Raw genomic sequence first — 17,669 nt, 5'->3', positions numbered from 1 at the left:
TCGGGCGGCGCAATTGCCGCTTGGCGTGAACCCCCCCGCGATGGAACCCTGGGCGCCATGACCCTCCCCGCACTCCGACCCATCGTGGTCTGCCTCGGCTCCGTCGTGATGGACCACACCTTCCATGTCCAGGAGGTCGTTCAGCCGCCATCGAAGAATCGGGCCACCTCCTATGCCCTCGGCGCCGGGGGCCTGGCGGCCAATGCCTCCATCGCGGTCAGCCGCCTCGGCGGCGACTGCATCTTCTGGGGCCGCGTCGGCGATGACCTGAACGGCACGCCGCTGCTGGAAGCCCTGGCCGCGCAGGGCGTCAACGTCGCCCATTGCCGCCGCGCGCCCCATGCCCGCACCCCGGTCTCCGCCGTGCTGGTGGATCCGGTGGGGGAGCGCAGCATCTTCGCCTATCGCGGCGACAACCTCGGCACCGATCCCGCCTGGCTGCCGCTGCATCTGCTGGACACGGCCCGGGCCTTCCTCTGCGACCCGCGCTGGCCCGAAGGCAGCGCCGCCGCGCTGGACTACGCCCGCGCGCGGGGGATCCCCACGGTGATCGACGGGGAGAAGAGCGAGACGCGCATCCTCCTCGACCTCATCCCCCGCGTGGACCATGCGGTCTTCTCCCAGCCCGGCCTCGGCAACTACGCGCCGGGCCTGAAGCCCGTGGATGCGCTGCGCAAGGCCATCGCCGATGGCTGCAAGGTCGCCGCCGTGACGCGGGGGGAGAAGGGGACGCTGTGGATGACGGCCGAGGACCCGACCCCGCGCGTGACGCCCGCCTTCCGCGTCCAGGCCACCAACACCACCGGCGCCGGCGATGTCTTCCACGGCGCCTATGCGCTGGCGGTGGCGGAGGGCCAGCCCGTGGACCGCGCCATGCGCTTCGCCTCCGCCGCCGGCGGCCTGCGCGCGCGGGATGGCGCGACGCCCGACCGCGCGATGCTGGAACAGCTGCTTCTGGAACAACCGGTATGAAGCGGGCCTACGCCTTCAGCTCCGCCAGCAGGTCGTCGAAGGCGTTGCCCAGGTCATCCGCCACTTCCGCCTCCGGCTCCGCCCGCTCCACCGGCGCGTCATTGCGCGGGAAAGCCCGGAAGCCCAGCGTCGTCTCGATCGTCGCGTACAATTCCCGCCGCGAGATCGGCTTGCTGACATAGGCCGTCATGCCAAGGCCGAGGTAGCGTTCCCGGTCCCCCGACATCGCATTGGCGGTCAGCGCGATGATCGGCGTCTCCCGGTTCGGGCCCGGATTCTCCCGGATCCAGCGCGTGGCCGTGGGCCCGTCCATCTCCGGCATCATCACGTCCATCAGGATCAGGTCGAAGGGCTCCCCCTGCGCCGCATGCACGGCCTTCGACCCGTTCTCCGCGAAGGTCACCTCATGCGCGCCCGGCGCCAGGAGCGACCGGATGACCACGCGGTTCACCTCGTCATCCTCCGCCACCAGGATGTTGAGGTGATGCACGGGGCCTTCCGGCGCCGTCTCCTCCACCACCTCGCGCTCCGGCCGCGGCTCCTCCGGGCTGACGGGCAGGGACAGGTGCACGACGAATTCGCTGCCCAGCCCCGGGCGGCTGCTCACCTCGATGTGGCCGCCCATCATCTTCACCAGGTCCCGCGTGATGGCGAGGCCGAGGCCCGTGCCGCCGAAGCGCCGCGTCGATGAACTGTCCACCTGCGTGAAGCGGACAAACAGGCGGGAGACCTCCTCCTCCGACATGCCGATGCCCTGGTCCTCCACGCAGAGCCGCACCAGCACGCGGGTGTCGGGCGCCGCGGGATCGGGCTCCGCCTCCAGCGTCACGGCGATCTCGCCCTTGTCGCTGAACTTGATGGCGTTGGAGAGCAGGTTGGACATGATCTGGCGCATGCGCGTCGGGTCGATCATCACCGGCGGCAGGGCGGACCAGTTCTGGAACCACAGGCCGATGGACTTCGCCTCCGCCGCATGGCGCATCAGCTCCGCCACGTCGCGCGCCAGCACCTCCAGCCGCGCCGGCTTCGGCTCCAGCTCCAGCCGCCCGGCTTCCAGCTTGGAATAGTCCAGGATGTCGTTCAGCACGGTCAGCAGCGATGACGCGGACCGCGTGATCACCTCGCACATGTCGCGCTGGTGCTGGTTCAGGCCGGAATGGCGCAGCACCTGGATCATGCCGATCACGCCGTTCATCGGCGTGCGGATCTCGTGGCTCATATTGGCCAGGAACTCGGATTTGGTCCGGCTCGCCGCCTCCGCCGCCGCGCGCGCCGCGGCCTGGGCGGCGATCGCCGCCTGCTGTTCCGTCACATCCGTGCAGGTCAGCAGCAGGCTTCCCTGTTCGGTGCGGATCGCCTTGGTCTCCACCCGGCTGCCATCGCTGCGGGTGCGGAGGTAGACGCGCTGCCGGTGGCCGCGGCGGTGGCTGATATCCGCCTGGCCCAGCAGCCGCAGGATCGGCTTGATGCGCCGCCCCCGGTCCAGCAGCCGCGGGTCGAGGTCCAGCAGCTCCGCCGCCCGCAGATTGGCCACCAGCACGCGGCCATCGAGCCCGGCCATCACCACGCCCTGGTCCATGCCGCGCAGCGTGTCCCGCAGCGCGTGTTCGGACCGGATGCGCCGCGCCCGCTGCATCAGCAGGAAGGGCCCCACCAGCAGCACCGCCAGACTCAGCACCAGCCCCGCGATCACGAAGCGGTCGCGCAGGCCGCGGAAATCGGCGAAGGCGGAGCCGAAATCGACGCCCACCGCCACCACCAGCGGATGATCGTCCACCTGCCGGAAGCTCAGCAGCCGCTTCACGCCATCCAGCTGCCCGTCATCCAGGATGCTGCCCTGGGCCGATGCCGCGAAGGCGCGGGCCATCGGCGCGGGCAGGGTCTGGCCGATCAACTGGCTCTGCGGCTGCGTCCCGCGCGGCGCCCAGGCGCGGATCACGCCATCCGTCCCCGCCAGCAGCAGCCCGCCCGCGCCGAGTTCCAGCAGGTCATAGGGCGCGGACAGCAGCTCCGGGTCGAGCGAGATGACGATGACGCCACCGAAGGCGCCGTCGCGGCTGCGCAGCGCGCGGGTGAACTGGATGGTCTGCCGCTGGCTGACGCGCCCCAGCACCGGCCGGCTGATGAACAGCCTGTCCTCCGTGGCGCCGAGATGGACGCGGAAATGCTCGCGATCCGACAGGTCCACCGGCGTCGTCACCGTGGCGCCGTTGAGGCCGGACGCCATCAGCCGCCCATCCGGCCCGATCATCGCGATCTGCACCGTGGGCCCGCCGCCGGCGAAATAGGCGTCGGTCCATTCCAGCAGGTTGAAGCCCGCGGGGTCGTGCCGGTAGGCGGACTGCATGAAGCGCAGTGCCTGGTCCAGCTGGTCGATGCTGCGGATCATGTGCTGTTCGACGCTGCGCGCCAGGTTCGCGGTGTCGCGCTCCGCCGCGGCTTCCGTCTGCCGCGCCATCTCCCTCACCTGCAGGCCGATGCCGACCCACAGCAGGGCCAGCAGCAGCGGCAGGGCCAGCCAGGGCCGCAGCAGGGCGACGACGCCGGCGCGCCGTGGTGGCGGGGCGCTGGCGCGCTGGCGTGCTGAGGAGATGGCGTTCATGCCCCTACCGGTCCTTCTCGGCGAATTCCGCCTGCGTCAGCCGGATGCGCCGTTCCACGATCAGCCGGTGCTGTTCGGAGGCCAGCAGCACGTCCGAATGGTGGTCGCGCCGCTGGCGCTCGGCCGCTTCCGCCGCCTCGGCCGCGGCCACGATGCGGGCGTGCAGCGGCCGCGCGAAGGCGGCGATGTCCGACAGCACCTTGGCGCCGACCGCGCCCGCCGTGCCGCGCACATTGCGGTCCACGATCAGCCGCATCACCTTGAAGCCGCTTTCCACCAGCCGGATCAGCTCGGGCCGGAAGGTGTCGCCATCGTCCAGGATGCGCTCGGCCTCCTGCAGCACGTCATGTACCTCCCCGGCGACCGACCCCAGCAGCGCGTAGCCCAGCGTGCCCGCCTGGCCCTTCACCACATGCAGGCGCCGCACCAGGTCCTGGATGGTCATGTTGAAATGCTCGGGCCGCGCGGGCAGGCGCGCGGCGATGCCTTCCAGCGTCTGGATCTCGTTCGGCAGCCGCTTCTCATAGGCATCGGCCAGGGCGGTCAGCACATCCTCCGGCACATCGGCCGTGCCGATGTTCAGCCCCAGCACGCCGGCGACGCGCTTGATGACGGCCTGCGGCGTGATCGGCTTGACCAGCCAGGCGGAGACCTTGAGCTCCCGCCCCGCCCAGGCATCCTCCGGCCGGTTGTTCGCCGTCAGCATCACCACGGGCTTGCTGGCGCCCTCCGGCAATTCGCGCAGGCGCCGCACGAAGGTGAGCCCATCCACCGGCGCCATCTGGCAGTCGCAGGTGATGAGGTCGATCTGGGATTGGCGGACGATGTTCAGCGCCTGTTCGCCATTGGAGGCCTGGCGCACCTGGTTGCAGCCGGCCGCGCGCAGCGCGCTGGTGATGACGGACCGCATGGTCGGGTCGTCATCCACGACGAGGATCGTCAATCGGGCGAATTCGCTGGGCATGGCGGTCCCTGGCAATCCCGTGCGCCGACGGATGGCGCGCGGGGTTGGGTCGGGGACGCCTCGGGCATGGCGCGGCCATGCTGGCGTCCCCTGGCAGAGATCGGGGACGCCCGTAACTGTCATCTTAACGCCGGGGCGAAGCGTTCACCCTGGCGTTACCGGCTGGCCGGTTCAGCCGACCTTCGGCAGCACGCGCCAGTGCTGCTCCGCCCAGTCGAAGTAGAGCGTCCTTGCCTTCTGGGCGAGCGGCCCTGGCTGCATGGCGCGGCCTTCGTAGTTGGTGCAGGGCAGCACCTTGCCGTAGTTGCCGGTGGAGAAGATCTCGTCCGCCTCCAGCAATTCCTCCGGCTTCACCGCGCGTTCCTCCACCACCACGCCGGCGTCGCGCAGCAGGGCGATGACGCGGGCGCGGGTGATGCCGGCCAGGAAGGTGCCGTTCGGCGCGGGGGTGATGACGCGGCCGCCCTTGGCCAGCATCAGGTTCGCGCTGGCGAATTCCGCGACATTGCCGATGGGGTCGCAGACCACCGCATTGTCGAACCCCTTCTGCTGCGCGAAGAGCGCGGCGCGGGACCCGTTGGGATAGAGCGCGGCCGCCTTGGCATCCGTCGGCGCCTGGTCGGGCGCGGGGCGGCGCTGGGGCGCCATGCAGGCGCTGAAGCCCTTGTAGGGCGGCAGCGGGCTGTCATAGATCGCCAGGATGAAATCCGTGCTGTCCGGATCGGGCCGCGCGGCGCCGAGCCCCTTGCGCACGAAGAACATGGGGCGGATGTAGAGTTCCGCCTCCGGCCCCATGCGGCGGATGCCCTCGCGGCACAATTCCTCGATCTGCGCGGCCGTCATGGTGGGCTTCATCAGCATGTTGCGCGCGGATTGCACCGCGCGGGCCGAATGCAGGTCGAGGTCCGGCGCCACGCCGCCGAAGGACCGCCCGCCATCGAAGATCACGGAGCCCAGCCAGAAGGCGTGGTCCATCGGGCCGAGGATCTTCGGCTCCTCGGTGAACCAGATGCCGCCGTACCAGTATACGCCCGCCATGGCGTCCGATCCCTTGTGCTGGTGTTTCCTGCCCCCTGCATGGCACATCCCCGGGGGTTCGTAGAAGGGGGCGGGTTGAAGGGGGGCTGGCTCCCGCCTAGGCTGCGCGGCAGCACGAATTTCTCGGGGGGAGCGCGATGACGATACATTTCGTCGTCCATGACGAAGGTGACAGCGTGGGCGTCGTGGTCGTGGAAGGCCTGACGGCCGGCACGCCGCTGACGGGCTGGATCATGGACCAGGACAAGATGATCGAGTTCCAGGCCCGGAACGACATCCCCATCGGTCACAAGCTGGCGATCCGGTCGATCGCCAAGGGCGACACCATCATCAAGTACGGCATCGATATCGGCCGTGCCGTCGCCGATATCGGCGCGGGCGAACACGCCCATGTCCACAACGTCAAGACGAAGCGCTGGTAAGGGGGGCGGCATCATGGGCATCGACCTGAAGAACGCCAGCTTCGAAGGCTGGCGGCGCGAGAATGGCCGCATGGGCGTGCGCAACCACGTCCTCCTCCTCCCCGTGGACGATCTGTCCAACGCGGCGTGCGAGGCCGTGGCCAACAACATCAAGGGCTGCATGGCGATCCCGCACGCCTATGGCCGCCTGCAATTCGGCTACGACCTTGAACTGCACTTTCGTACATTGATCGGCACGGGCTCCAACCCGAATGTCGCCGGCGTCGTCGTGATCGGCATCGAGCCGGGCTGGGCGGGCAAGATCGCGGAAGGCATCGCCGCCACCGGCAAGCCGGTCGAGTTCTTCGGCATCGAGCAGCATGGCGACATCAACACCATCGCCCGCGCGTCGCGCGCGGCCTACCGCATGGTGAAGCACGCGTCGAAGCTGAAGAAGACCAAGGCGCCCGTGGTCGATCTCTGGGTCTCGACGAAGTGCGGGGAGAGCGACACCACCTCCGGCCTCGCCTCCTGCCCCACCAACGGCAATGCCTTCGACAAGCTCTGGGAGAACGGCAATACGCTGGTGTTCGGCGAGACGACGGAGCTGACGGGTGGCGAGCACCTGGTCGCCGCGCGCTGCCGCACGCCGGAGATTCGCACGCAGTTCCAGGCGATGTTCGACCGCTACCAGGCGATCGTCGAGAAGAACAAGACCAGCGATCTTTCCGACAGCCAGCCCACCAAGGGCAACATCGAGGGTGGCCTGACCACCATCGAGGAGAAGGCCCTCGGCAACATCCAGAAGATCGGCAAGAAGTGCCTGGTCGATGGCGTGCTGGACAAGGCGGAGGCGCCGACCCATTCCGGCCTCTGGTTCATGGACAGCAGCTCCGCGGCCGCGGAGATGGTGACGCTCTGCGCCGCTTCCGGCTACGCGGTGCATTTCTTCCCGACGGGCCAGGGCAACGTGATCGGCAACCCGATCGTCCCCGTCATCAAGATCACCGCCAACCCGCGCACCCAGCGCACCATGTCCGAACACATCGACGTGGATGTCACGGGCCTGCTGCAGAAGCGGATGAACATGGACGATGCCGGTGAGGCGCTGCTGGACTGCATGCTGCGCACCGCCGATGGCGAACTCACGGCCGCCGAGATCCTCGGCCACCGCGAATTCAGCCTGACCCGCATCTACGAAAGCGCCTGATGGTTGAGCCCTCTCCCTCCATCGGGGCTAGGGCAATCACACATCGGGGGTTTCTGGCGGATTGAAGGGGGAGTTCCACTCCCCCTTCACCCCCACGCCAGGGTCGAAGGCGACCCTGGACCGCCAGGTTTTTTCACTGATGACGGTCCAGGGCCGTCACGGCCCCCGTCTTCCCCCTGGGCGGATGGGGCGTGGGGAAGGCAGCGCCTTCCCCGTATCACCCGCGTGCCGCCCGCCCGCCGCCGCGCTATACAATCGCCATGACCCCCGCCATCCTCGCCGATCTCCGGCACCGCCATGCGGAGCCGCACCGCGCCTGGCATGACTGGAACCGCGTGGCCGGCATCCTCGCCATGGCAGAGGACATCGCCGCCGCCATCGCCGACAGGCCCGCCTTCATCATCGCCACCATGTTCCACAGCGCCGTCTTCGACCGCGCCGTGCCCGGCCAGGCGGAAGCCTCCATCGCGCTCATGCGCCGCCACCTCACGCCCCTCATGCCGCCGCATATGCTCGGCCGGGCGGAGGCGCTGATCCACGCCGTCACGCGCCAGGAACTGCCGGAGACCGACGATCCCTCGCTGCGCGGCGATGCCTGCCTGCTGCTCGACATGGACAACGCGATCCTGGGCGAACCGCCCGCCCGCTACGATGCGTATGAGGCCGCGATCCGCCGCGAATTCGCCCACCTGCCCGATGACCGCTTCGAATTCGGCCGCATCGCCGCGCTGCGCATGCTGCTGTGGCGGGACCGCATCTACCGCACCGACCGCTTCTACCTGGACCGGGAGAAGCGCGCGCGCCGCAACATCGAGGCGACGCTGCGCCGGCTTGAAGGCTAGCCGATCCGCATCGCCGCCTTCACCGCCGCCGCGATCCCGGGCTCCACCGCCACCGCCGCCTCCGCCCGCAGCGCCGCCGGCAGCCGCGCTTCGGGCCCCGCGCAGGCCACCATGGCGCAGATCTGCGCCTCCGGCATCCGCCGGCGCAGCCGCCGCAGCAGATAGCGCGCGGCGGCGGAGGAGGAACCGCCCTCCACCGCGCAGAGCCAGGCCTGCCGCACCAGGCGGAGGTCGAAGCCCGTCACCTCCCCGCGCAGCAATTCCGGCGGCGCCACCACCGCGCCGATGCCGCGCTTGCGCAGCACCTGCGCCAGCATCATCGCCGCCGCATCGTCGAAGGGCCCGCGGCCGGGCAGGCACAGCACGCTGCCCGGGCCCACCAGGCTGGCCGGCGCCTGGGCCATTATGGGCGGCGGCAGGTCGGAGGCGGGGTCCGTCAGCGGCTTCTCCGGCGGTCCTTCCTCCTCCTCCTCCAGATCCTCCAGCAGCGCGGCGACGCGGGCATGGACGGCCAGGATGCGTTCCTCCGCCACGCCGCCGCGCAGCGCATCGCCCTGCGCCAGCGCCAGCGCCGGCAGCGCCACGGTGTCGTAGTAGGCGGACAGCGCGGCATCGCGCAGCACCATCTCCGCCTGCTCCTCCAGCCCATCCGCATCGCCCATCAGGGCGCGCTGGTAGAAGGTCTCCGGCGGGTCGAGCGGCGGCCGGTCCCCCAGTGCCACTTCGAGGAACTCCAGCCGGTCCACATGCTTGCCGAGCACCACCAGGCAGACCGTCAGCGGCACCGCCACCAGCAGGCCGACAGGGCCCCAGAGCCAGGTCCAGAAGGTGGCGGCGGCGATGATGGCGATGGGCGACAGCCCCGTGGAATGGCCGAAGACCATCGGCTCCACCACCTGCCCCATGGCGCCCTCTCCGATCGCGAAGAGGATCAGGACCATGATGGGCATGGTCCAGCCGGGATCGGTGGCCAGCGCCAGCAGCAGCGGGAAGGCGACGGCCACGAAGGTGCCGACGAAGGGCACGAAGCGCATCAGCCCGGCCAGGATGCCCCACAGGATGGGCTGCGGCACGCCGATGGCGAAGAGCGCCATGCCCATGAAGGCGCCGAAGGCGGCGTTGAGCGCCGTCTGCGCCAGGAAGAAGCGCGAAAGCCGGTAGGCCGCGTCATCCATCGCGGCCACCGTGCGATGCAGGTCCCGCGCGCCCACCAGGCGGATCACGCGGTCGCGCAGATCCTCCCGGTACAGCAGCACGAAGATCACCAGCACGATGACGATGCCAGCGGTGGCGAGCGGCGTGACCAGTGGCGCCAGCACGTTCTGCAGCGTCTCCAGCGCCGCCGGGTCGGGCTGGCGGATCTCGACCGGGATGGGCTGCACCGCCTCCGCGTGAAGCCCGCGTGGCAGGGGCGCGCGCGGCTCCCGCTCCACGCCGTTCGACAGCCCGCGCAGCATCGCCTGCGCCCGTTCCACCAGCCCCCCGCTGGCATTGATGGAGGCGAGCTTGCGCGTCACCTCCGCCTGGTAGGCCGGCAGTTCGGCGGCGAGTTCCGCCAGCTGCCGCCCCATCACCAGGCCGAGCGACGCCAGCACCAGCACCGCCGCCAGCACGGACAGGATCACCCCCGGCACCCGCGGCAGGCCCCAGCGGCGCAGCGCGCGGGCGATCGGCGCCAGGATGAAGGACAGCAGGATGGCCAGCGCCAGCGGCACCAGCAGGTCGCGCGCGAAGTAGAGCACGGCGACGACGACCAGCGCCGCCTGCGCGATCGTCGCGCCATCCTGCGGCAGGCCGGCCGCGGGGATGCGGCGGCGGGAGGAACTCGGGAAGTCTGGCATCGGGTCTGGGTGGTCCTCGGCGCGGCCTGCCCGACCGGAACGCGCGCGCACTGGTCGGGTTCTCCGACCCCATGCGGATGGGCTATAGCCGGGTGGAAGGCCGCGCCGGGCGGCCTGGCAGCCATGGGGATCGCGGTGCCGGACAGCCTGCCCGACCTGCAAGCACCCCACGATCGGGTCGATGCCCTCTCGGAAGGCCACAGGCCCGGGGATTGGATGGCGGGCCCGGGCTACGCCGCCGGCGCGCCGCTGCCCTGGTGGGTCAAGCTCGGCGTGAAGCTGGTGGTGGGCAGCCTGCCCGTGCCGGCGCGCGCCTGGCGTGCGATGGGCCTGCGCCGCCATTCCTTCCGCGCCCTGCACCCGGACCGGCTGGTGGAGCCCGTCGCCACCCGCGCCGGCCGCTTCGCCACCCTGGCCGGCCGGCCGGCGCGGACGATGCTGGAGATCGGCCCGGGGGCCATGGTGCTGCGCGCACCCATCGCCGCCGCCCTCGGCCTCGGCCCCATCTGGTACCTGGATGTGGAGGATGACGCGCCGCGCGACCTAGCCCCCTATCGCCAGGCGGCGGAGGCGGCGCGCCAGGCGGGGCTGACGCCGCCCGACCTGTCCGGCTGCGCCACCGCCGCCGATGTCCTTGCCGCCTGCGGCGCGCGGGCGCTGATCGGCGGGCCGGAGCGGCTGGACGCCATCGCCGCCGGGTCGGTGGACCTGACGGTGTCGGAGGTGGTGCTGGAACATGTCCGGCGGGATGCGATGCTGCCGCTGCTGCGCGCGCTGCGCCGCGTCTCCGCCCCCGACGGGCTGGCCATGCATGTCGTGGATTTCCACGACCATCTCGGCGGCAGGCTGCGCCACCTGGCCTTCCCCGATGACTTCTGGGAAGGCGCGGCCGTCGCGCGATCCGGCCTCTACTGCAATCGCCTCGGCCTGTCGCAGATCCTCGGTGCCTTCGGGCAGGCCGGCTTCGCCGCCACCGTCACCGGCCGCGGCCTCTGGCCCCAGCCGCCCGGCCGCGCGCCCGTCCGGCTGGGCCGCGCGCCGATGGATGACCGCATCTGCCACGCCGCGATCGAGGCGCGTCCCGCCTGATCGACCCCGCCCGGCATCCTTCGCTGGACGCCGCGCCCGCGAAGGGGCCAGAGTTTCCCCAACAGAACACAGGGGAGGCTCCATGCACCGCCACAGGCTCGGCCGCCGCGCGGCCCTCGGCTTCGCGACAACCCTGGCCCTGCCGGGCCTTGCCGCGGCGCAGGGCGCGGCGCCCTTTCCCGATCGCAACCCCCGCTACATCGTTCCCTTCCCGCCCGGCGGCCTCACCGACATCATGGCCCGCTTCCTGGCGCAGAAGCTGTCGGAGGCCTGGGGCAAGGCCGTCCTGATCGACAACCGCGCCGGCGGCAACGCGCTGATCGGCGCCGACATCGCCGCCAAGGCCCCGCCCGATGGCCACACCCTGCTCGCCATCACCCTGACCCATGCGGTCAACGCGACGCTGTTCCCCAACGCGCCCTACGACTTCCGGCGCGACTTCCACGTCATCTCCCTGCTCGGCTCGCTGCCCCTCGTCGTGGTGGTGAATGCCGAGAAATCGCCGGCCCGCGACCTCGCCGGCCTCGTCGCGCAGATGCGCAGCACGCCGATGAGTGGCGGTTCCTCCGGCAACGGCTCGCCCCCGCATCTCGGCCTGGAATTGCTGCGCCGCGTGACCAATGCGGGGGACCGGCTGACCCATGTGCCCTATCGCGGCGGCGCACCCTCCGTCACCGACCTCGCCGGCGGCACGCTGGATGTCATGGTCTCCAATCTGCCCGAGTGCCTCGCGCAGATCCGGGGCGGGCGTCTCCGCGCGCTGGCCATCACCAGCGCGGAGCGTCACAAGCTGGTGCCGGAAGTGCCCACGGTGCGTGAACTCGGCCTGCCGCAGTTGGAGATCACCAACTGGACCGCGGTGCTGACCCAGGCCGCCGTGCCCGCCCCCCTCAAGGCGCGGCTGGAACAGGACGTGCTGGCCGCGATGCGCGACCCCGACATGGTCCGCCGGGCGGAGGAAGCGGGCTTCCAGGTGCTGGGCTGGGACAGCAACCGGTCCACCCGTTTCGTGGCCGAGGAGACGGATCGCTGGGCCAGTCTTGTGACGGAGGCGCAGATCAGGCCCGATGCCTGAAACCGCCTGAAGGCCCCCCATGCCCCGCTTGAGCCTCGACGAAGCCCGCACCCTGGCCGAAGCGGCCCTTACCCGCGCCGGCGCCAACCCGGCCATGGCGCGGCTGACGGCCGAGGCGCTTGTAGCCGGGGAGGCCGAGGGCCAGGCGGGCCACGGCCTGTCCCGCGTGCCGCAATACGCCGCCTTCCTGGCCAATGGCCGGGCGGATGGCGCGGCGGTGCCCGCGGTGGTGGCCGAACGCGGCGGCGCCGTGCTGATCGATGCGCGCCACGGCCTGGCCTATCCCGCGGTCGCGCTCGCGGTCGAACAGGCGCAAGCGCGGGCGCGGTCGCACGGCATCGCCTTCGCCGGCATCACCAACAGCCATCATGCCGGCGCCATGGGCCTGCCGGTCGCGGCACTGGCCCGGCAGGGGCTGGTGGCGCTGGCCTTCACCAATTCCCCGGCCGCCATGCCCGTGCCCGGCGGCCGCCGCCCGCTGATGGGCACCAACCCCGTGGCCGCCGCCTTCCCCCGCCGCGATGCCGCGCCGCTGGTCATCGACATGGCGCTGTCGGAAGTCGCGCGCGGCAAGATCATGGTGGCCGCCAAGGCCGGCAAGCCCATTCCCCTGGGCTGGGCGCTGGACGCCGATGGCAACCCGACCACCGATGCCAAGGCCGCGCTCGGCGGCGCCATGCTGGCCATGGGCGGCACCAAGGGCGCGCTGCTGGCGCTGGTCGTCGAACTCCTCTGCTGCGCGCTGACCGGCAGCGCCTTCGGGTTCGAGGCCGATGGCTTCTTCCAGGATGAGGGCAACCGCCCCCGCCTCGGCCAGTCCCTGATCGCCATCGATCCGGGCGCGCTGGCGGGGCAGGCGGCCTTCCTGGACCGGGTGGAGTTCCTGCTGGCCGCCATGCAGGCCGATCCCGGCGTCCGCCTGCCCGGCAGCCGCCGGAACGCGCTTTCCACCCGCGCGGCGGATGAGGGGATCGAGGTCCCGGCCCCGCTGCTGGCCACGCTGCAAGGCCTTGCCGGCCAGGCCACGGATGGGGCATCCGTCGCCTGACGAAACGAGGACGCGCCATGCCGATCCCCGCCTATACGCCGGGCGAGCCCATCCCCGCCTTCCATGCGCGGTCCAGCACCAATCCCCGCTACGCCTTCGACACCACGGCGGGGCGCTGGCTGATGGTGCTGATCCCCGGATCGATGGGGGAGCCCGGCCTGGCCGACCGCCTGGCCGCCATGGTCGCCCCACATGCCGCGCTGCTCGACACGGTCCGGGCCTACATGCTCGTCATCGGCACGGATCCGGAGGATGAGCGCCAGGGTCGCCTCAAGGATGGCAAGGGCCATCGCGTGCTGTGGGATGATGACGGCGCGGCGCGGCGCGCCTTCCGCGCGACGGAGCCCGATGGCCGGCTGCGCACGGGCTGGGTGCTGCTGGACCCCATGCTCCGCGTCTTCGCCATCTGGCCGCTGGAGAAGGGGGCGGAGGCGATGGCGACGCTCGCCGCCCTGCCGGACCCCGCCGACCATGCCGGCGTGCCGGTCCACGCCCCGGTCCTGATCGTGCCGCGCCTGTTCGAACCCGCCTTCTGCCGCCGCCTGATCGACCTCTATGAGAGCCAGGGCGGGGGCGAGAGCGGCTTCATGCGCGACCAGGGCGGCAAGACGGTCGGCATCCTCGACCCCGGCCACAAGCGCCGCAAGGACGCGATCATCGAGGATGAGGCCCTGAAAACCGCCATCCGCGCGCGCCTCACCGCCCGCCTCGTGCCGGAAATCCAGCGCGCCTTCCAGTACAGGGTCACGCGCCTCGAACGCTATATCGTCGCCTGCTACGACAGCGCGGACAAAGGCTTCTTCCGCGCCCATCGCGACAACACCACGAAGGCGACGGCCCATCGCCGCTTCGCCGTCACCATCAACCTGAATACCGGGGATTATGAGGGCGGCGAACTGTCCTTCCCCGAATTCGGCCCCAGGACCTATGTGGCCCCGGCCGGCGGGGCTGTGGTGTTTTCCTGCTCCCTGCTGCATGAGGCCCGTCCCGTGACGGCCGGGCGGCGATACGCCTTCCTGCCTTTCCTGTATGATGACGAGGCCGCGGCGATCCGCGAGGAGGGTGCAAAATTCCTGGTGACGAACGACGCGGCCCGCCCGGGTCCCCCCCTGGGCGAGGCGGCCGGGGCTCCTTCTCCGGTGGCGTGAGGGGCAATTTCGACCGTGACGAGCGCGGCCCCGAAGGCTGGGCCGAACGCCGGCTGCCGCCGGAGGGCAGCCATGCCAGCGGCCGCGGCTACGGCCCCGCCGGCCCGGCCGGCGGCCTGACGCCCCGCCCGCGCCCCAACCCCGGCGGCCCGCCGGAGGGGGGGTGGCGCGACAGCGACCTCGACCGCCTCTGCGGCCCCGCCGCCGTCACGGCAGCCTTTGCCGTGCGACCCGATGCCGTGCTGCGCCTGTTCTACACGGAGACCCGGAAGCGGGAGGCCGGGCCGGTCTGCGCCATCATGGCGAAGAACCGCCGCCCCTACCGGGAGGTCTCGCCGGAGGAGATGATCCGCATCGCCGGCACGGAACACCATGGCGGCATCTGCGCCATCGCCGTGCCGCGGGAGGTGCCCGAACTCGGCGCCGGACCCTTCCCACAGGCGCTGCTGGGCGCGCCGGTGCTGCCGCTGCTGGACGGCATCGGCAACCCCCACAACCTCGGCGCCATCGCCCGGTCCGCCGCCTTCTTCGGCTGCACGGGCCTGCTGCTGTCAGGCGATCCGCGCCAGGCGGGCCTGTCGGACGCGGCCTTCCGCACGGCGGAGGGGGGGCTGGAGCACCTGACGCTGATGAAGCTGGCGAATCCCGCCATCGCGCTGCGGGCGCTGGCGCCCAAGTTCACGACGGTGGCCGCGGTCGCCGCCGGTGGCATGGCCCCATCCGAACTGCCACGAACGAAACCTTTCGTGCTGGTGCTGGGCAATGAGGAACGGGGCCTCCCCGGCCTCACCATCGCCGCCTGCGCCCACCGCGTGACCCTGCCGGGCAGCGGCCATGTGCAGAGCCTGAACGTCTCGGTCGCGGCGGCGGTGCTGATCCACGCGATGGGGATGCCCGCTGGGGGGTAGCGTCAGCGCGCCAGTTGCGGCGCAACGCGCTGCGGAGCGACACGCGCGGTCGGACTCGCCGAGCGTTGGGTTTCGGGCTGGCGTCCCCCCGCGTTGATCCGGTCGATCTCGTGGGCGTTCTGGTTCCGCGTCCTCAGATACGACCAGCATTCAGTAACCGCTCTATCGCGTGCCGCATCCCTGGCGGAGTTTGTCGGAGTTCCACGCTGGCCTTGCGAACCACTCGGTTGATCTGCCCGGATCTCTGCGACTTCGCCTGCGATGACGTCGTGACACAACTCGAGCGTTGTTTGCTGATCACGAATGACGGTGTTGACGATGTTCTGCACCGCATCCGCGATCGAAACAGCCTCCTCGGCGCGCAACTGGCGGTTGGGCACCGCCCCTAGAGGCACTGCGCCGCCAGACGCGTTCGCCGACCCCGATTCGGCATTGGCGAGCGCCTCCTGCGCCCGCTGTTGCGCGACGCGCGCGGCATCCCGGCTCGCCGTCGCCTGCTGAAGCCGCGCATCCATCCGCGCCTTCTCCTGCGCCGTCGTATCGCGCGTCCGTTCCAGCGCGGTCCTGTTGGTCGATCCGGCCTGCTCCGCCGCCGCGACGGCCGCTGCCGCCTGGTCGGCCGCCGTCGCTGCCCCCGCCTGATCCTCCGCAGCCTTCGTGACGGCCTCCTCCGCCCGCTGCGTCGCCGCCCTTGCCGCGTCCAGGTTGCGTTGCGCGGCGATCACGGCCCGGTCGGTCGTGGCGCTGGCTGCCGTCGTCAGCGCGACATTCTGCACCTGCACGGCGCCGGTCAGTTGCTCGATCGCCAGCAGCGCGACCATCGTGTTCTGGAACCGACGCAATTGCCGGTGCACCTCGAAGCCGCTGATGGCGCGGTTCGCATAGGCTTCGCAGATGCGATAGAGCAGCTCGGCCTGCGCCTGGGTCAGTTGAGTACGCAAGGCGATGCTCGCAGCGGATTCCGCGAAGGCCGCGGCGATGGTCCCGGTAGCGCGCGGCAATTCCAGCCCCCCGCTGAGACTGCCGCTTTGCGCGGAGAAGGTGTCCGGGCTCTTTTCCGCGCAGATCGTCGCATAGGCTTCCCGGACCGGTTGGTTGTTGCGGTCCAGATGAAGATTGCCATCCGGCCGGGTCACGAATTCCCGGCGGAGGATGGTATTGATCGCGCGCTGTTCCGTATCGATCAGCGTCGTCCTGGCCACTGTGCCGTCACGCCCGCCCATGTCTTCGGCGCGGTAGATCGAGTTGAGATTCGCGCAACCTGACAGGAACATCAGGGCAAGCGGAAGGATGGTCGCGCCACGCATCGATCTTGCTCCGCAATCACCGAAGCCTAGCGATTAATCTTTCAATAGAGCAATGAAAATCGTCGGCGGCGGCGATGGTCTCCCCGTTGCGCCGCGTGACTTGCCCCGCCGGGCCGGATCGGCGCACCCTTTCCCCAATCGGGAAGGGCAGGGGCAGGACCATGATGAAGCGGCGTAGCATCCTCGGGGCCACTGGCGCGCTGCTCGCCGCGCCCGCCCTGGCCCAGCCCGTGGCGGGCGGCCGGACCGTGCGCCTCATCGTGCCCTTCCCGCCGGGGGGCGCGGTGGACATCCTGGCGCGCCTCCTCGCCGAACGCCTCGCCCCCGCGCTCGGCCAGGCGGTGGTGGTGGACAACCGCGGCGGCGCGGGCGGCTTGCTCGGCGCCGATGCGGTGGCGAAGGGGGACCGGGATGGCACCGTGCTCGGCGTCATCAGCGTCACCACCCTCTGCGCCGTGCAGTACATGACGGCGCGCATGCCCTTCGACCCGGCGCGGGACCTGGCGCCCGTCAGCCAGATCACGGACGGCGCGCTGCTCTGCGTGGTCAATGCCGACACCGCCCGCCGGAACGGCTGGACCGACTTCCGCAAGCTGGTGGAATGGAGCCGCGCGCATCCCGAGCAGGTGAAGATGGGCTCCTCCGGCCCCGGCACGAACAGCCATCTGAACATCGAGGCCATCAACCGCTTCGCCAACGCGAAGATCCTGCATGTGCCCTATCGCGGCGGCGGCCCGGCCATCAACGATCTGCTGTCCGGCACCATCGACATGATGTTCGATGTCATGCCCGCTTTGATGCCGCATGTGGAAAGCGGCAAGTTCCTCGCGCTGGCGGTCAGCAGCAAGGCGCGCCTCGGGATCCTGCCGGAGGTGCCGGGGATGGGCGATTTCGCGGATCTCGGCCTGGGCGAGCACAATCTGGTCAACTGGAACGCCATCATGGCGGCGGGTGGCACCCCCGCCCCGGTGGTGGCCCGGCTGCACCAGGCGATCCAGGCGGTGGCCGCCGATGCCGCCTTCCGGGACCGGCTGCGGCCGCTGGGCTACGGCACCGTCACCAGCCCCACCCCGGCCGCGCTGACGGAGCTGGTGGAGCGGGAACGCCCGCAATGGCGCCGCCTGGTGGAGATCAGCGGCGCGCGCCTCGACTGATGCGGGACACTGGCAATCCGCCTTGCGTTCCTGCTATGTTCATCGCGTCGCTGGCCAAACCATGTCCGGC

The 17,669-nt window shown here is 70.9% G+C and carries 15 protein-coding genes; 10 read left to right on the top strand and 5 right to left on the bottom strand.

Features of this window, described 5'->3' with window-relative positions; genetic code table 11:
• Positions 1-57: 57 nt before the first annotated feature.
• Positions 58-972: a PfkB family carbohydrate kinase gene (locus tag BM041_RS19360; RefSeq protein ID WP_175534032.1), complete on the top strand. Its 915-nt coding sequence runs from the start codon at positions 58-60 to the stop codon at positions 970-972.
• A gap of 7 nt (positions 973-979) precedes the next feature.
• On the opposite strand, the gene BM041_RS19355 is transcribed toward BM041_RS19360, so the two are convergent.
• From BM041_RS19355 to BM041_RS19345, 3 genes are all read right to left on the bottom strand, one after another.
• A complete protein-coding gene (locus BM041_RS19355) occupies positions 980-3,574 on the bottom strand; it encodes a hybrid sensor histidine kinase/response regulator (RefSeq protein WP_092961546.1) in 2,595 nt (864 codons plus the stop codon).
• 4 nt (positions 3,575-3,578) lie between these two features.
• Complete coding sequence (locus BM041_RS19350; RefSeq protein ID WP_175534031.1) at positions 3,579-4,538, bottom strand: response regulator; 960 nt, start codon at positions 4,536-4,538, stop codon at positions 3,579-3,581.
• 171 nt (positions 4,539-4,709) lie between these two features.
• Positions 4,710-5,576: a branched-chain amino acid aminotransferase gene (locus BM041_RS19345; RefSeq protein WP_092961544.1), complete on the bottom strand. Its 867-nt coding sequence runs from the start codon at positions 5,574-5,576 to the stop codon at positions 4,710-4,712.
• 137 nt (positions 5,577-5,713) lie between these two features.
• On the opposite strand from BM041_RS19345, the gene BM041_RS19340 reads away from it, so the two are divergent.
• From BM041_RS19340 to BM041_RS19330, 3 genes are all read left to right on the top strand, one after another.
• Complete coding sequence (locus BM041_RS19340; RefSeq protein ID WP_092961543.1) at positions 5,714-5,998, top strand: UxaA family hydrolase; 285 nt, start codon at positions 5,714-5,716, stop codon at positions 5,996-5,998.
• Positions 5,999-6,011: 13 nt separating this feature from the next.
• Positions 6,012-7,187 (top strand): UxaA family hydrolase, encoded by a 1,176-nt coding sequence (locus tag BM041_RS19335; protein WP_092961542.1) that lies wholly within the window; start codon positions 6,012-6,014, stop codon positions 7,185-7,187.
• Positions 7,188-7,447: 260 nt separating this feature from the next.
• Positions 7,448-8,029, top strand: a complete 582-nt coding sequence (locus BM041_RS19330; RefSeq protein WP_092961541.1) for an HD domain-containing protein — start codon at positions 7,448-7,450, stop codon at positions 8,027-8,029.
• Here BM041_RS19330 and BM041_RS19325 read toward each other — a convergent pair.
• Positions 8,026-9,870, bottom strand: coding sequence for an AI-2E family transporter (locus BM041_RS19325; RefSeq protein WP_175534030.1), 1,845 nt, complete (start codon positions 9,868-9,870; stop codon positions 8,026-8,028). The genes BM041_RS19330 and BM041_RS19325 overlap by 4 nt on opposite strands.
• Before the next feature lie 123 nt (positions 9,871-9,993).
• On the opposite strand from BM041_RS19325, the gene BM041_RS30690 reads away from it, so the two are divergent.
• The 5 genes from BM041_RS30690 to BM041_RS19305 all read left to right on the top strand — a co-directional run bounded on the left by BM041_RS30690 (position 9,994) and on the right by BM041_RS19305 (position 15,138).
• Entirely contained in the window at positions 9,994-10,959 is a 966-nt protein-coding gene (locus BM041_RS30690; protein ID WP_175534029.1) for a class I SAM-dependent methyltransferase, read from the top strand.
• Positions 10,960-11,041: 82 nt separating this feature from the next.
• The gene (locus BM041_RS19320; RefSeq protein WP_175534028.1) at positions 11,042-12,034 is read left to right on the top strand and encodes a Bug family tripartite tricarboxylate transporter substrate binding protein; all 993 of its coding nucleotides are present in this window, start codon (positions 11,042-11,044) and stop codon (positions 12,032-12,034) included.
• 19 nt (positions 12,035-12,053) lie between these two features.
• Positions 12,054-13,082 (top strand): Ldh family oxidoreductase, encoded by a 1,029-nt coding sequence (locus BM041_RS19315; RefSeq protein WP_092961538.1) that lies wholly within the window; start codon positions 12,054-12,056, stop codon positions 13,080-13,082.
• A gap of 17 nt (positions 13,083-13,099) precedes the next feature.
• Positions 13,100-14,230, top strand: a complete 1,131-nt coding sequence (locus tag BM041_RS19310) for a 2OG-Fe(II) oxygenase (RefSeq protein WP_092961537.1) — start codon at positions 13,100-13,102, stop codon at positions 14,228-14,230.
• Complete coding sequence (locus BM041_RS19305) at positions 14,227-15,138, top strand: TrmH family RNA methyltransferase (protein ID WP_245762162.1); 912 nt, start codon at positions 14,227-14,229, stop codon at positions 15,136-15,138. Before BM041_RS19310 ends, BM041_RS19305 begins: the two co-directional genes overlap by 4 nt.
• Before the next feature lie 2 nt (positions 15,139-15,140).
• Here the strand turns inward: BM041_RS19305 and BM041_RS19300 are convergent, their stop codons facing one another.
• Positions 15,141-16,445: a hypothetical protein gene (locus BM041_RS19300; RefSeq protein WP_092961536.1), complete on the bottom strand. Its 1,305-nt coding sequence runs from the start codon at positions 16,443-16,445 to the stop codon at positions 15,141-15,143.
• Between the two features lie 161 nt (positions 16,446-16,606).
• Here BM041_RS19300 and BM041_RS19295 point away from each other — a divergent pair, with 161 nt between their 5' ends.
• Entirely contained in the window at positions 16,607-17,599 is a 993-nt protein-coding gene (locus BM041_RS19295; RefSeq protein WP_175534027.1) for a Bug family tripartite tricarboxylate transporter substrate binding protein, read from the top strand.
• Positions 17,600-17,669 lie beyond the last annotated feature (70 nt).

Origin of the sequence: Falsiroseomonas stagni DSM 19981, assembly GCF_900114315.1 — a bacterium.
Classification (GTDB): domain Bacteria; phylum Pseudomonadota; class Alphaproteobacteria; order Acetobacterales; family Acetobacteraceae; genus Falsiroseomonas; species Falsiroseomonas stagni.
This window is presented reverse-complemented; position numbering and strand designations above follow the sequence as displayed.

What these genes read in the sequence shown, in the direction of transcription:
- BM041_RS19360 (WP_175534032.1), top strand. Translation starts at nt 58, where the DNA reads ATGACCCTCCCCGCACTCCGACCCATCGTGGTCTGCCTCGGCTCCGTC.
- BM041_RS19355 (WP_092961546.1), bottom strand. Translation starts at nt 3,574, where the DNA reads ATGAACGCCATCTCCTCAGCACGCCAGCGCGCCAGCGCCCCGCCACCA.
- BM041_RS19350 (WP_175534031.1), bottom strand. Translation starts at nt 4,538, where the DNA reads ATGCCCAGCGAATTCGCCCGATTGACGATCCTCGTCGTGGATGACGAC.
- BM041_RS19345 (WP_092961544.1), bottom strand. Translation starts at nt 5,576, where the DNA reads ATGGCGGGCGTATACTGGTACGGCGGCATCTGGTTCACCGAGGAGCCG.
- BM041_RS19340 (WP_092961543.1), top strand. Translation starts at nt 5,714, where the DNA reads ATGACGATACATTTCGTCGTCCATGACGAAGGTGACAGCGTGGGCGTC.
- BM041_RS19335 (WP_092961542.1), top strand. Translation starts at nt 6,012, where the DNA reads ATGGGCATCGACCTGAAGAACGCCAGCTTCGAAGGCTGGCGGCGCGAG.
- BM041_RS19330 (WP_092961541.1), top strand. Translation starts at nt 7,448, where the DNA reads ATGACCCCCGCCATCCTCGCCGATCTCCGGCACCGCCATGCGGAGCCG.
- BM041_RS19325 (WP_175534030.1), bottom strand. Translation starts at nt 9,870, where the DNA reads ATGCCAGACTTCCCGAGTTCCTCCCGCCGCCGCATCCCCGCGGCCGGC.
- BM041_RS30690 (WP_175534029.1), top strand. Translation starts at nt 9,994, where the DNA reads ATGGGGATCGCGGTGCCGGACAGCCTGCCCGACCTGCAAGCACCCCAC.
- BM041_RS19320 (WP_175534028.1), top strand. Translation starts at nt 11,042, where the DNA reads ATGCACCGCCACAGGCTCGGCCGCCGCGCGGCCCTCGGCTTCGCGACA.
- BM041_RS19315 (WP_092961538.1), top strand. Translation starts at nt 12,054, where the DNA reads ATGCCCCGCTTGAGCCTCGACGAAGCCCGCACCCTGGCCGAAGCGGCC.
- BM041_RS19310 (WP_092961537.1), top strand. Translation starts at nt 13,100, where the DNA reads ATGCCGATCCCCGCCTATACGCCGGGCGAGCCCATCCCCGCCTTCCAT.
- BM041_RS19300 (WP_092961536.1), bottom strand. Translation starts at nt 16,445, where the DNA reads ATGCGTGGCGCGACCATCCTTCCGCTTGCCCTGATGTTCCTGTCAGGT.
- BM041_RS19295 (WP_175534027.1), top strand. Translation starts at nt 16,607, where the DNA reads ATGATGAAGCGGCGTAGCATCCTCGGGGCCACTGGCGCGCTGCTCGCC.